This window comes from Echinicola shivajiensis, assembly GCF_018642165.1.
Lineage (GTDB): Bacteria > Bacteroidota > Bacteroidia > Cytophagales > Cyclobacteriaceae > Echinicola > Echinicola shivajiensis.
Genome location: NZ_JAHHZM010000003.1, coordinates 374,129 through 388,883 on the forward strand (window position 1 = coordinate 374,129; position 14,755 = coordinate 388,883).

Consider the following 14,755-nt stretch of genomic DNA (forward strand, 5'->3'; position numbering starts at 1 on the left):
TGAAGGGCTATAAACTAAAAAACCGCGCTGCAAGCGCGGGTTAGAAGTCTTTTTTCTTTATTCTATTCTCTTTTCTCTAAATTGTTTTCACTCAATTACTGACATTATAAGAGTAGCTAGTATCAAGTATCATGAAGTATATTTTATACTTGATACTCAATACTAGTTACTAAGTACTATTACTACTTCCATTCAATTACTGACATTACAGGAAAATGGTCAGAAGGATAGAGATTATGGTAAGTGTCCGTTAGGATACCGTATTTTTTCACATTGAGGTCTTCGCTGACAAAGATATGATCAATCCTTCTGTCAGTGGTTTTGGTATTGTCAAAGCTGTTAAAGGTGCCGTTATTGGCATAACGTACATCTGCCGCCTCATAGCAATCTTTCAGCTCTTTTGAATCTCTTAGTAGGATATAGGCAGGGTTTTCTTGGTCCACATTGAAATCACCGGTCAGCATTACTGGGATGCCTGCTTTATCGGCCTCTTGTATTTTGCTTAAGATTAATTTGGCACTTTCCTGTCGGGCTTCTACACCAACATGGTCAAAATGAGTATTGAAGACATAAAACTGTTTGCCTGACTTTTTGTCTTTTAGTTTTGCCCAAGTGCAAATTCTCGACAAAGCAGCATCCCAACCTATATTAGGCTTGGTTGTATCTGTAGATAACCAAAAGGTGTTGCTTTCCAGTACTTTGAATTTTTTCTTGTTATAAAACAAGGGAGAATATTCTCCTTTTTCTTTACCATCCTCTCTAGCTACTCCTATATAGTCAAAATCCTTCAATTTTTCATCCATATATTCTAATTGATGCTTCAAGGCCTCTTGAATTCCAAATACATCGAAGCCATGGAATTTGATTAGATCCACTACAACTTCTTTTCGGTTATCCCAATTATTGGGGGCATCCTTCGGGTTGTCATAGCGGATATTAAAGGTAGCTATGGTAAGGTGTTCATTTTGAGCTACTGCAGAAAAGGCAGTTAAAAAGATCCCTAAGGAAAAAATCGCTAGGAATAACTTGGTTTGTAGTGTTTTCATTGTACTAATACAGCTTTAAGGGTTTTAATTATATACTTAAATAAAGTATCCAATTGGAAAATTAATAACCGCAGATGAGATAGGCCAGGACTTGTTTATCCAACGGCTTAAATTCCCGAATCTGCGGTTATAAAATTCTTTGGAAACTTACCAACCTGGGTTTTGTCCCAGATCAGGATTCATCAAAAGATCATTTTCAGGAATTGGATAAAGATAGTTTTTTTCTTCCCATTCTCTAGACTGATGGTCCAACCAATGTATTTCACCTTTGTTTTCTTCGGATAACTGTTGTGGATTGACTCCTGAATCTATGTTTTCAGCTACATTTATATAAGTGACACCTTCAACTGGATTAGCGGGCATTGTAGTATAGAAAGCAACATCAAGGATACCATCCTCATTAAGGTCAATTGGAGTATTCAGTTTTGGTACATAGAAACCATTCCATGGCATTTCCAATAGTTCTCCTTTTTTCCATCTGACCAGATCATAAAACCTGAACCCTTCAAAAACCAATTCAATGCCCCTTTCCCTTCTTACCTCCAATAGAATTGGATCATTGATCTCAGGGAAATATGTCTGTTGTAGATAAGGGTCGATAGCTGTTGGTACACTTAGATTTCCTTTAATCCCAGCTCTTTCTCTCAATGCACCAATGGTCATTGCCCAGTCATCTGCTTCTAAGGAACCAAGTTCTGCTTTAGCCTCCGCATAGTTCAAAAGGATTTCTGCATATCTCATGATACTGACACTGTTGATATTTCGGCTTCCGCCATCATAATACATATCGTCCAGTGTCCATTTGATAGGCTGATAACCCGTATAGGTATAAGAGAAAATAGGAGGTGCTGGAATGACTGAACCTGCATTGGTTCGTGTGTAATCAGCCATTCTAATGGTTTGCTGTAGCCTTTTGTCTCTACCTTTGGTTTCTTCCATAAAGGTCATGGTTTCATGACCACTTAAGTTGGTGAAAGGATAGCCGTCAGTGTTCAAATACGTTCTCACGAAATCTCTAGTCAAACTTACCCTTGATCCATAGGTTGAGCTTGTCCACCACCAGTTGGCATCATGAAAAACACTCAATGCTGGATCTATGACCACAGATAGCATTACCTCTTGGGATACAGGTTTTTCACTGATAAAAAGAGATCGATAGGAAAGGTCTTCTCCAGCTCCCTGATATAGAGAAAAGTCACCACTATTGATTACCTGTCCAGCAGCATCAGCAGCTTCTGACAGCCATTGGTCTGCAGAAGCGGTAAGGCCATAGTTGGTATGGTATTTTCTGAAAGTTCCCTCAAAAAGACAAATTCTTGATTTAAAGCCTAGGACCACATTTTTGGTGATTAAACTTCTGCTCTCATCATCTGCAGTTTGAATATTTTCTATGGCATAATCAAGGTCTCTCAATACAGAATCCATCACTAAAGTACGGGGATCACGGCCATTAAACAGATCTGGATCATTGACATCCATGGTTTTATTGATCCATGGAACATCCCCAAAACGTTTTACTTTTTCAAAGTAAAAGTAGGCCCTGAAGAATTTTGCAAGTGCATTATAGTGATTTTTGGTTGCTGGATTAATTTCTTCACTGACATTGTTTTCCAAGAAGAAATTGATGTTTCTCAATTCACTCCAGGACCATCCACTACTTTGTGTAGGGGTGAAATTACCAGGTCTAAGGAAATCGGGTACCTGGGTTCTTGCTGAATAATCAGCCATGGCGTCTCCAGCATGGATTTCTCTGGCTGTAGGAAGGGCATTATAGAATGAAGTGGAATAGAGTTCCAAACCATTTTCACTATTGAAAACGGCACTACCTGAAGTGGTAGACTCAGGAAACTGATCAAGTTCGGCACAGCTTGAGGCAAAAGTCCCAAGAATGGCTATCGATCCGATTATGTTTTTTATATTTTTCATTTTTGAATAATTCAATTTAGAAGGTGATAGAAAGTCCAAGGGTTACACTCTTCAGGATAGGATAATTATTACCATTTCCTGAAGTACCGGATGTAAGGGTCAAATCAGATGGCCCAGTGCTTTCTACATCTAGGTTTTTGGTAACATCATACAGTGGAGACCAAGACAACAGGTTTTCTCCGGATAGGTATACTCTAGCTCCGCCCATCTTAAATTTGGAGGCCACATGTTCGGGTAGATTATAACCAATTTGGATATTTTTCATTCTCAAATAGGCGATACTTTGCAAATACCTGGTTTGAGTGGATGAGAGTGAGCGGTTGCTTCCAATAGCAGAATAGCCCCTGTATCTAGGGAAATAGGCATCTGGATTCTCCTCAGACCAAATATTGCCGATCATGGATTTGGGAATATCATTATAAGGGCGGTTATATTGTCCCCAGAAAAGCCCTGCTTCACCACCTGGCCACCAGTCTCTCTTGCCAACTCCCTGGAAGAAGGTGCTGAAGAAGAAGTTGTTCCAGTTAAGGTCGATATTAAACCCGTAAGTATATCGCGGAGTGGAATTACCAATGATGGTTTGGTCTCCTGGATTATCAACCGTATTTAATCCCTTATTGATTACTCCGTCCCCATTAAGGTCTTTGAATTTGATATCTCCAGGCAAGGTCGTTCTGCTAGTGGAAGATTGGATATAAGATTGATCAGCATGGGTATTGATGTCCTCCATGGATTCAAACAGTCCTTCTGTAACATAACCCCAAATTTCGCCTACTTTCATCCCTTCATAATAATCGCTCAATCTTTTATCAGGATTGTTGTATTTGGTGATGGTAGAGGAATAATCCGCCATAAAGAATTTTACGTTGTAGTTAAGTGGCTTGGAAGCAAGGCTGACTTGGTCCTTCCAGGATACTACAAATTCCCATCCTTTTGTACGCAGGTCCGCAAAGTTACCCTTAGGGACAGCTGTTCCAAAAACCGCTGGCAAGGAATTGCCTACGGTAAACATATCAGTGGTATTTCTTATATAGGCATCACCTGTGAAGTTCAGTCTGTTTTCCAAAAGGCCCAGGTCAATACCAATGTTTGCAGTGGTGGAGGTTTCCCAGGTTAATCCATCAGGTAATACCCCCGGTTGGCTGGTATATTGAGGTCTCACACCATTGAGTATCCTGTCAGATTGAGCAATAGAAAAAAGTTCTTGGAAGGCGTAGGATCTAATATTTCCATTTCCCAATGAACCATAAGAAGCTCTTATTTTTAGGTCAGAAACAGCTTTATCAGCAATATTGAAGAAAGATTCATCTGAAATTCTCCAGCCTGCGGAGAACGAAGGAAAGAACGCGTAACGCTGATCTTGAGGAAATTTGGATGAACCGTCATATCGACCATTTACCTCCAATAAATACTTGCCGGCATAATCATAGTTAGCCCTAAAGAAACCGCCTTGGATATCCCATCTTTCCCAGCCACCATTTGTGGTAATAGACTGGCCAAGTGCTAGGTTGATGTCTTGGGCATCTTCAAAGATCAATCCATTTCTTTGTGCAGTTAGATTGCTGTAAGTAGATGATTCAAAGTTGTAACCAGCTAGTCCTTTCAAGTGGTGTTCTCCAGAGAGTTTAGGTTCATATTCAGCATAGATATTGGTAGCTAAATAGCGGGTCGCTGACCGGCTATTTCTAATGTCATTGGTATTCATGCCAACATATTCGATCACTCCTTGGCTACGACTATAAGGAACTGGTACACGGATTCTTTGCTCACTGTTTTGGATGTCCTGGAAAGTGAAGTTTCCTCTTACCCTGAAGGTATTGTCAAAAAACTTGGTGTTGAAACTGGTGATGTTTTTAATGATGCTTCTTTCCGTATCAATGCCATTTTTGCCGTAATAGAAATCGCCTACGGTATAGGCAGCTGAATAAGACAGGGTGCCGTCAGGGTTTAATAGTGGTGCTAAAGGGTGACCTTCATCAGCTATATTTCTCCAGATACTTCCACCTTCACCAACGTTTAATGGATTATGGTATTTTCTAAAGGAATAATCGGTATTGTTTTCTACGGTCAACCAATCGGTCATTTCCATAGAACCTTTGGCTCGGAAGTTATAGGATTTGAAGTCATCAGAATTATACTTGAAAAGCCCTTCCTGGTCATAATACCTTCCTGTGATATAATAGCCAGTTTTTCCATTGCTACCTGATAAGGAAATGTTTTGCTCCATGGCAAAGAGACTTTTTTTGTATAGTTCCCCATAGTAGTCTGTATTGCCATAGTAGATGTACTCCCCATTTGGTCCTATTTCTATTTTAGGCAAGCTAGGGTCTTCCGACCTTCTTTTTAATTCTGCCAGGTAATCCTGAGAAAACGGAAGGGTTTTATTGGCATTTTGAGGAGTTTGGGAATAGTCATTCCATGCTGTCCAAGCTTCATTGAACATAGAGGCCCAAGTATAGCCATCAGTTACCAATTCAGGAATGGTTGTTGGGGATTTGATGGAATAATTGGAACTATACGTCAAGGTCATTTTGTCCTTTGTAGGAGATTTTGTGGTGATGAGAATTACACCGAAAGCTCCTCTGGCACCATATATGGATGCTGCTGAAGCATCTTTCAATACCGAAATACTTTCTATATCTGCTGGATTGATCATGGAAGGATCTCCTTCTACGCCATCAATTAATACCAAGGCATTTCCCCCTTGCCCGATAGACGTTGTCCCCCTGATATTGAAAGATGGAGATTGGGTGGGTTTACCATCTTGGATATTGATGTTCAAGTTAGGGATGGCCCCTTGCAGTCCCTGCGCAATGTTGGGTACAGGTCTGTTTTCGAAAACCTCTCCAGTCACTTGGTCTACAGCTCCTGTTAGATTGACTTTCTTCTGGGTTCCATAACCTACTACCACGATTTCTTCTAATTCATTTGAAATGAGTTTGAAGTGAATTGGTTCTTTGCTGATGGTCATGCTGGCCCCTTGGTAACCTAAGTAACTAGCCATAATTTCTTCTCCCAATAGTTCTTCAGGAATATTTAGAGACCATTTTCCATCTAAATCGGAAGCAACTCCAATACCGGAACCTGCTATAAATACTGATGCGCCTACGATGGGTTCGCCCGTGTCACGGTCGGTTACAGTACCGGAAATGGCAATGTCAACCTCTATGGCTTTGGATGAGTTTGCTTTTTGGTTTTTTCTAATAGCAATAGATTCATTGACCTGTCTAAAGTTAAGCCCTGTTTGCTCAGCAATTTGGTAAAGTAGACTTTCCAAGTCACTAGAGCCTTTTACAGAAATACTTTGGTTTAGCTCGGATAGTTTAGGATTGAAATGGAAGCGGAAGTCACTTTGCATTTCTACTTTTTCCAAAACTTTATATAGGAGGACTTCTCCCTTACTAAGCTCAATTTGTGTCTCACCCATTTGCTGGGCCTCACTTTCATGTGCTAAAGCAAAACTGCTGAAGCAATACATGAGTGTTCCGATGATTAAGAGATTCGCTGTTGATTTCAAAACAATGCGAAGTAGTTTTTTTTTCATAACTTTGATTAATAAAGGTTTACGTCCTTACTGCTACATGGTCGAAGATGGAAGCAGTTTGGAAAATCATTTAATCTTTTAAAATCCGGAGATGATCCATATCACCGGATTTTTTTATTGCCTATGACAATTGGGGACTTCTATAAGTACTTCTTTTTCATTGATGGTATAATTGATTTTTAGTGCATATTGAATAATGTTTAAGGCATTTTCCAAGGAGGTGTTTTTAAATTCCCCTGTATAAAGGCAGGCGTCAGTATTTTTATTGAGCTTGAACTGAATGTCGTACCATCTGCTCAACTGTTGAATAACCTCATCCATTTTTGCATTTTTGAATGTCAGGATCCCTTGTCTCCATTTGGCCATTTCCGCTGGGTCAAAAGTTTGTGTCTGGCCAAAGCCTGAATCTGGCTTCCAAGTGGCCATTTGGTTTTTGGTCAAATAGATGGTTTTTCCTTCTTCAAATGATTCTTTGACAGCCACTTTTCCAGTAAAAACAGCCACTTCCATATTTTCTTCTGGATAGGCGCTGATATTAAAGGAGGTGCCTAAGACCTGAGTGCTCAGATTACCTGACTTGATTAGGAATGGTTTGTTGGGATTACGATGGACTTCAAAAAATGCTTCCCCCTCCAAAGTTACTTCTCTTGTTGCTCCAAACTTTTCTGGATAGGTAAAGGAAGATCCAGTACTGAGCCAAATTTTAGAGCTGTCTGGTAAAGTAAAGCTACTGACTTGGCCCAGTTTATTGCTGATAGTAATCTGCTCAACTGGAACTGTGGCTGGGGCTTCCTTTTGCCAAAATTGTAAGCCAATCAATGCTGCGATCAAAAATGAAGCTGCAATTTTTACAATGGAGGATAAGGAAATAAGTTGGGCTTTTGCTTTCCTTTTTTGGGGATTCTCAACCGTGTTTTGCTTGATGGATGTCCAAGCGGCTAATTTTCTTTTTTCACGGTCAATTTTAAAATGCTGCAACTCTTCCAGGTTAATATCATCATACCACCTGTTAAGCTCCCTTAATTCGTTATCTGAAATGGTTTTATTAAAAAGCTTTGACACCTGCTTTTTCCAATATTTATTGATTTCCATATTTTATTGATCGGCTTTCAATCAATAGAGATGGAATATTGGAATTGTGTCTATTCAGAATGTGTTATGGAATTTTTAAGTATCAGCTCTGTTATGTAACCTATCGGTAATATGGATTAACTGAAAAGCAACAATAGTAAGCCGGATAGGGCGATATCTTCAGCTAGTTGTTTCTTAAACGTGCCGGTTGCTTTGGCAAGATGGGTCCTTACTGTAGAAGGGGCAATATTAAAATTGTTCGCAATTTCTTCAACCGACATATTTTGGGTCCTATTCATCAGGAAAATTTCGCGACACCTCGGTGGTAGGGTTTCCGTGATGTTGGCTATTTTGTCATACAATTCATCAAATTCCATTAAAGAGAACCCATTTATTTCATGGAAAGGCTCTTGGTTTCCATCAGAATTTAATTCTTCAAATTGTTGGTCTTTTTGGGCGACCATCTTAAAAAATCCATATTTGATCATGGTAACCAAATAGGCTTTAAGTTCTGTTTTTATTTTAATGCTTTGTCTGTATTTCCACAAGCTGATAAAAACCTCTTGAGTAAGGTCCTGGGCTAAATCGGGACTTTTGGTTTTATTGATCGCAATATCAAAAAGGGTATCCCAATAGCGATTAAAGATTTCTTGGAATGCCGAATGGTCTTCCTTTAGGGCCATTGAGGTAAAAAGTTCGGTATCACTTACTGTTCTGCTCATGAGACTAAGTTTGAGTCAAATTTAAAGTGAAGTATATGAACTTGTGGCAGGAGAGGAGTTAAGAAAAGGTTAATAAAAATATAGACACGGGATTTATTATTTCTTTTTGATAGCAACATAGCTCTTCAGATGGGATTTTGTTTGGCCACCATAGCTTCCAGAAATTGGTAGGGTCAATTCAGGAATATAACTTATGGCCAAGGGGATATGATAAGCATCGGTCAATAGACCTAGGCTTGGGTCCAATCCTATCCATCCAGCCCCTGGGCAAAAGACTTCTACCCAGGCATGTAATTCATGGTTTTCTTCCAGTTCTGGGTTATAAGCATAGCCACTGACAAACCTGCTGGCCAGCCCAATGCTTCTCAGCATATTGATCAACAGCCAAGACAAATCCCTACAAGATCCTTTTTTTTCGGCCAGCGTTTTCTCTGGACTCCAGACACCTGATTCATGTCTGATAATATGTTGACAACTGCGGTGGATTTCAGCAGTGATTTCGACCAAAAATGATACAATACCAGTGGCTTGGGCCTTAATGTTTTTTGTTTTGTTAAATAATAAATCTGATTGAGGATGCTTTAGGTAGGGGGCAAGAAAATCCATTTCTTTAATGCTGTAATTAAAGTTTAGCTCCCCATTTTCATTAATGCCCTCAAAGCCATTATCAAGGATAAAATCAAATGGGTTTACCGGAAGAATCTTCAGTTCGGTTTTAATATCAATTTCAAAAAGTTGGGTTGGTTTGTCGAACCAAATATGCTGGCATAGATTCCCTTCCATATCCATACGATGATTGATGCCCAGGGGTGATGGATTGATATGGGATTCATAACTCAGGACTTTGTAATAGCTGCGCATGGCAGGAGTCAGCAAAATCTTTTGGGGATTGAGTATTATTTCCTGATCATACCGGTATTGGGTAAGGTGGTGTATATTAAGAAGGTACTCAGAGTTCATTCAGCGGTTTTTCTTTTTCGTGAAAAGCTTTTTTTAACACCTCTGCCGGAAGTTCATTGATGGCGCTTTTTAGGCGGCTGTTCCAAAAATCGGAAATATGCACCAGCTCATTTTGTTCAAATCGCTGTTCTTTGATTTCAAACTTGTCATTTTCCAGAATGACTGTGTCTATAGGGAAGGCAACATCATTAGCAGATATTCTAGTAGCGTCAAAGGCCAAAAAGGCACTTTTTAAGGCGAAATCCAGGGTTTCATCATAGGTGAGCGATCTTCTAAGTACGGGATTTCCAAATCCTGTGTTTCCAATAATAACAAAGGGGGTTCCCTTTATAATCTCTATCCAGTTTCCCTGTGGATAGAGCAGGTAGAGTTTGGGTTCTGTATCATCCTGCAATTGTCCGCCGATGATAGCGTGAAGGTTGAAGTTCAGTCCAGAAGCTTCCAGGTCTTCCTTGTCCTCTTTGGCCACTCTTTTGATTTGATTACCAAGTTCATTGACAGCCTGATAGAGTTTGTTAAACTGGTCATCCTGATGCTTGATGACCTCTGTAAAATAAGTTATGGCCTTATCACGAACAGATCTGAGACCTGAAGTCATGACAAAGTAGGAATGCTTCCGCTTGTTTACCACATAGACTTTCTTCGCTGTCGTGGTTTCATTTCCAGAAGTGATACGGGTATCAGAGAGGCCTACGATACCGTGTTTGGTTTTGATGCCTAAACAAAAGGTCATTCTTGTTCTTGGTTTTGAGGGCTTGTACTAGGTTTTAGTTGAAAGAAATTTAACTCAATTTCCCTAGAAATAATATTTATTTTTTGCTGTAAATCATCAATGGATTCATGTAGCCCTTGTTGGATTATGTCACTGATATCGCTAAAGCCCAGTTTGGACCTGAGGGCACCAATTTCCTTCTCTGCAGAATTTTTGAATTCATTGGTGTTGGACTCAGTAATCATATGAAGGCAATCCTCCGCTTCTTTAAGGCAGAAATATATTGATCGTGGAAATCTTCGGTTAAAGATGAGAAATTCCAGAACTTTGGTGGAGCTGATGGTCCCATACATCCTTCGGTAGGTGTTGAATGCTGTAACGGATTTTAGCAGCGCCATCCAGTGAAGGAAGTCCAAAGGGCTGCCCACCTCCTGAGGGGAGGGGAGTAGCATATGGTATTTGACGTCCAGTATCCTGCTGGTTTTATCAGCCCTTTCCAAGTACATGCCCAATTGCCTGAAATACCAACCTTCGGTTCTTGCGACAGTGCTATCTGTAAGTCCATATAACAATTGTATTTGATTTTTGATATTGTCAAAAAAGCTTCGTGGATCCTTTTTGTCCCATATTTTTCTCTCTGAGGCATTGTTGACATAATGATAAAGCTCATTGATCTTTTCCCAAGTTTCTTTGCTGAGGTTTTCTCTGACTATTCTTGAATTTTCCCTAGCATAAGTAATGGAGGATAAAATGGAGTTGGGGTTTTCCTTGTCCAAGGTTAGGAAATAGATTACTTGCTTTTTGTCAAAACCTTCATTCTTTACCATATAATTATCCTGGTCACCTGTGGCAAAGACGAGCGGTTCCCATTGGGCCTTCAGTCCTGGTGGTAGATCCAACATAAGGTTGAAGTTTACATCTATAAACCGGGCATAGTTTTCCGCCCTTTCTAGGTATCTTCCTAGCCAATATATTGAGTTTGCAACGCGACTTAGCATAAATTGAATTTAGTTTAATATAATACCCATGTATCCTTACTTCCACCGCCTTGTGAACTATTGACCACAAGGGATCCCTTTTTCAATGCGACACGACTTAATGCGCCCGGAACGGCTTCTATTTCCTCACCATAAAGTACGTAAGGCCTCAAGTCCACATGTCTACATTCCAGTCCATCTTCTGTAAGTGTAGGAACGGTAGATAATGATAGGGTGGGTTGGGCGATATAATTATTAGGATTATTCTTTATGAGCTGCCTGAATTTTTCATGTTCTTCAGGGCCTGATTTAGGACCGATCAACATGCCATAACCTCCAGCGGCATTGGTTTCCTTCACTACCAATTCCTCAATATGGTCCAATACATATTGCCTCTCATCAGGTTTACGGCATAGATATGTGGGGACATTATTTAAGATAGGCGTTTCATTAAGGTAGAATTTAATGATGTCTGGTACATAAGCATAAACAGCCTTATCATCAGCCACTCCCGTTCCAGGGGCATTGGCCAGTGCAATATTCCCTGCTTTGTAGGCTTCGAAAATTCCCGGAATGCCAAGCATGGAATCCGGATTAAAAACAAGCGGATCTAAAAAGGTGTCATCAATCCGTCTGTAAAGAACATCTATAGGTTCAAAGCCATTTGTGGTTTGCATATAGACTTTTTTGTCCTTAACAATAAGATCCTCGCCTGTAACCAATTCAGCCCCCATTTGAAGGGCTAAATAAGAATGTTCAAAATAGGCTGAATTAAAAATGCCGGGGGTGAGTACCCCTACCACTGGTTTTTCCTTGTTAGAAAGATGCTGGAGCATTTGTAAAAGACGGGTAGGATAGTTGGAAACAGGCATTACACCGGCTTTGTTGATTAAATCGGGGAAAGCCCGTTTGATGATTTCGCGGCTTTCAAGCATGTAGGAGACCCCTGATGGACAGCGGAGATTGTCCTCAAGAACAAAATATTCCCCGCTGTTATCTCGGATAAGGTCTGTGCCTGTAATATGACACCAAATACCTTTTGGAGGAGTAATGCCCATACAAGGTTTTAAAAAATCCTTACTGTTTTCAATTAGGTCCCTAGGCACTATCCCATCATTTAAGATTTCCTGTTGATTATAAATGTCTTGGATGAAAAGATTGAGCGCCTTGATTCGTTGTTTCAGGCCTGCCTCTAATTGTAACCACTCCTTATTGGCAATTATCCTTGGGATAATATCCAAATGGAGTATTTTTTCCAATCCCTGTTCATTATGGTAGACATTGAAAGTCATCCCCATGGCCAATTGGGTTTTATTGGCAGAGAATTGGAGTTGTTTCAGTTTTTTAGGTCCTGTCTTTTTTAGCAGTTTTTCGAAGGTTTTATAATGTTCCCTACAGGAACCATTTTCATCGAACATCTCATCAAAAAGACCGGCACAGTCGTAATTGCTTAAATCCATGTGTGGTTTGTTATGGTCGTATATGAAAAATAAAGTTCTATTATTAAACTAATGAAAATGAGGTGGATATCAAAATTTTTAATTTAGATATAAAGTGAGGCTTGTATATGGTAATAGCTCTTTTTTCTAAGCTAATTGGACTATGATATTTGTCACTATAATCGGTTAACTAAAATGGTTTAGCATTTGGTAATGAAATGTTAACTTATTATGTTTAAGGCAGTTTATTCCAATAATGTCTTTATGAGATTGAAATAAACAAAAAGTCATTAAGTGTTGTCTTTTTGAATAATACGACTCTTAACAATAACCTTATAAACCAAATGATACCTAGCAAAGCATTAGAGGACTTTTCAATTTCCAATGACAATTATGTGGATGAGGGAAATTCCAGTTCCATGAATGAAAGGGAATCTGATGTTTGGAGGGAATTCCAGCAAGGAAGCGAGTTGGCTCTGGCCAAGATTTTTAATGCGTATGCCCATAATTTGTATAATTATGGTAGACAACTAACTGGTCATGAAGATTTGGTAAATGACGCAATACAAGATGTGTTTTATCAATTGATCAAGAGCAAGCATAAGATTTCTGCTGCAAATTCAATCAAATACTATTTGTATAGTAGTTTTAGGAGAAGGCTTATGCGCCTTTTAAAGCAGAAAAGAAAAATGATTTGTGAGGATAACCTTGAAAAAGAAGGGCAGTTTTTGATAAGTATAGATCCTGACTATCATTCTATCCAAACCATGTTTACCGTGGATCAGAAAAAAATCCTTGAGGAAGCCTGTAACCAACTTCCATTACGACAAAGAGAGGTGCTATCCCTGTATTTTTTTGAAGGTCTATCCTATAAGGAAATTGCAAGTGTAATGGATTTTTCCCAAGTAAAATCAGCAAGAAAGCTGTTATATAGGGCCCTTGAAAATCTTAATGTTAGATTACATAAGCACAAAGATATTTTAAGGATACTGTTTGTGTTTGTAAGCTAATGAATAATTTTTCCATTTATACCCAAGGATGCGGTCCCAAATCAATTGTTTATGTGAAAAGAAGACTTGGGTAATCGATGTCTTCATCAAAATGATCATTTCGTTAAGCTTTTAGTTTTATAAGAAAAATAGCCGGCTTACATCATGCGTTATCATCGATGAGCGTAAAGCAATATTACGAATGTGAAAAAAGTTTAAAAAAAAATTGTATTTGACTGGGGTTACTTTTTTAGTGCATGTCTCTTAAAGAATGAAAGAGAAAAAATAGACTTAAAATAACCTGATCTGTCAATGAAATTTGACCCTAATAATGAATCAGACTTTTTGAAACACCCACTTTTTCTAAAGTGGATAAAAGCCCCCAATGCAGAGTTGGATAGGTTTTGGAATGCTTGGAGCAAGAAGCATCCTGAAAAACAGTCAATGATGCTGAGGGCAAAGGAACTTTCAAAATCCTTGATGTGGAAGAATAAATATTCCATGAAGCAGGAGCGTCACGAGAAGATGCTTGATAATCTTATACTGTTTAATTCCAAATGGGAGCATGAGCAAAAAATAAAGCAATTAAATAGTACAAAGGATTCAAGTCAGCTAAAATGGTGGTTGGCTACTGCTGCCTCTATATTGTTACTGGGCTTTTTGACTTTGAGTTATTTTGAATTTGGAGAAGGTTCGAAAAACCATCAACAAGAATCCATTTGGATTACAAAAACAGCTGCAAAAGGAATCAAGAAAATCGTCCATTTACCTGATGGTTCTGCAATAACCCTAAATTCTGATAGTGAGATAAGATACCCCTCTAGTTTTGAAAAGGAGCGTACGGTGGAATTGAAGGGACAGGCATTTTTTGAGGTAGTCAAAAACCCAGATCTGCCTTTTAGTGTCCATAGTGGTGATTTAAAGACCACCGTCTTAGGAACTTCTTTTGATGTTAGCGCCTATCCCGAAGACCAGGAATTTCATGTGGCAGTGGTGACAGGTAAGGTAAAAGTCGATACGGAAAATGGTGTTTCTACCATGATAACTCCAGAGGAAGCTACTTATTACGATACCCAGAAGCAATCTCTTACCAAAGGTTCCTACGATTATAATCATTTGATCGGCTGGAAAGAACGCATCCTCAAATTTCAGGAAGAACCCTATTCGCGTGTTTTTGATCGGCTATCCAGATGGTATAATGTAAGCTTTGATTTTTCGGATGAAGCCATTTTTCCTGGAAAATACAGCGGTGAGTTTAGAAATGAGAGCCTTGAGAATGTACTGAAAGGTATGCAGTATTCTTTGGGTTTTGATTATGAAATCAAGGATGGAAAAGTAAAAATCAATCAAAAATAAAATGGCTTAGCGG

Annotated in this window: 11 protein-coding genes; 2 read left to right on the forward strand and 9 right to left on the reverse strand. The window is 39.2% G+C overall.

The window, feature by feature from the left end; all coding sequences use genetic code 11:
• Nucleotides 1–182: 182 nt before the first annotated feature.
• The 9 genes from KMW37_RS08170 to KMW37_RS08210 all read right to left on the reverse strand — a co-directional run bounded on the left by KMW37_RS08170 (nucleotide 183) and on the right by KMW37_RS08210 (nucleotide 12,418).
• A complete protein-coding gene (locus KMW37_RS08170; protein WP_215224124.1) occupies nucleotides 183–1,046 on the reverse strand; it encodes an endonuclease/exonuclease/phosphatase family protein in 864 nt (287 codons plus the stop codon).
• Between the two features lie 147 nt (nucleotides 1,047–1,193).
• Complete coding sequence (locus KMW37_RS08175) at nucleotides 1,194–2,972, reverse strand: RagB/SusD family nutrient uptake outer membrane protein (protein WP_215224125.1); 1,779 nt, start codon at nucleotides 2,970–2,972, stop codon at nucleotides 1,194–1,196.
• Nucleotides 2,973–2,988: 16 nt separating this feature from the next.
• A complete protein-coding gene (locus KMW37_RS08180) occupies nucleotides 2,989–6,516 on the reverse strand; it encodes a SusC/RagA family TonB-linked outer membrane protein (RefSeq protein WP_246581398.1) in 3,528 nt (1,175 codons plus the stop codon).
• A gap of 114 nt (nucleotides 6,517–6,630) precedes the next feature.
• Nucleotides 6,631–7,608, reverse strand: a complete 978-nt coding sequence (locus tag KMW37_RS08185; RefSeq protein WP_215224126.1) for a FecR family protein — start codon at nucleotides 7,606–7,608, stop codon at nucleotides 6,631–6,633.
• Between the two features lie 116 nt (nucleotides 7,609–7,724).
• Nucleotides 7,725–8,309, reverse strand: a complete 585-nt coding sequence (locus KMW37_RS08190) for an RNA polymerase sigma factor (RefSeq protein WP_215224127.1) — start codon at nucleotides 8,307–8,309, stop codon at nucleotides 7,725–7,727.
• 96 nt (nucleotides 8,310–8,405) lie between these two features.
• Nucleotides 8,406–9,269 (reverse strand): transglutaminase family protein, encoded by an 864-nt coding sequence (locus KMW37_RS08195; protein WP_215224128.1) that lies wholly within the window; start codon nucleotides 9,267–9,269, stop codon nucleotides 8,406–8,408.
• Nucleotides 9,259–10,002 carry a peptidase gene (locus KMW37_RS08200; RefSeq protein WP_215224129.1) on the reverse strand — a complete coding sequence of 248 codons (744 nt, stop codon included), beginning with the start codon at nucleotides 10,000–10,002 and terminating at the stop codon, nucleotides 9,259–9,261. The genes KMW37_RS08195 and KMW37_RS08200 overlap by 11 nt, the downstream gene beginning before the upstream one ends.
• On the reverse strand, nucleotides 9,999–10,979 hold the full coding sequence (locus KMW37_RS08205) for an alpha-E domain-containing protein (RefSeq protein WP_215224130.1): 981 nt from the start codon (nucleotides 10,977–10,979) through the stop codon (nucleotides 9,999–10,001). Before KMW37_RS08205 ends, KMW37_RS08200 begins: the two co-directional genes overlap by 4 nt.
• Before the next feature lie 14 nt (nucleotides 10,980–10,993).
• Nucleotides 10,994–12,418: a circularly permuted type 2 ATP-grasp protein gene (locus KMW37_RS08210; protein WP_215224131.1), complete on the reverse strand. Its 1,425-nt coding sequence runs from the start codon at nucleotides 12,416–12,418 to the stop codon at nucleotides 10,994–10,996.
• A 323-nt stretch (nucleotides 12,419–12,741) separates the two neighbouring features.
• Here KMW37_RS08210 and KMW37_RS08215 point away from each other — a divergent pair, with 323 nt between their 5' ends.
• Together KMW37_RS08215 and KMW37_RS08220 are read left to right on the forward strand one after the other, a co-directional pair.
• Nucleotides 12,742–13,407, forward strand: a complete 666-nt coding sequence (locus KMW37_RS08215; RefSeq protein ID WP_215224132.1) for an RNA polymerase sigma factor — start codon at nucleotides 12,742–12,744, stop codon at nucleotides 13,405–13,407.
• Nucleotides 13,408–13,698: 291 nt separating this feature from the next.
• Entirely contained in the window at nucleotides 13,699–14,742 is a 1,044-nt protein-coding gene (locus KMW37_RS08220) for a FecR family protein (protein WP_215224133.1), read from the forward strand.
• Nucleotides 14,743–14,755 lie beyond the last annotated feature (13 nt).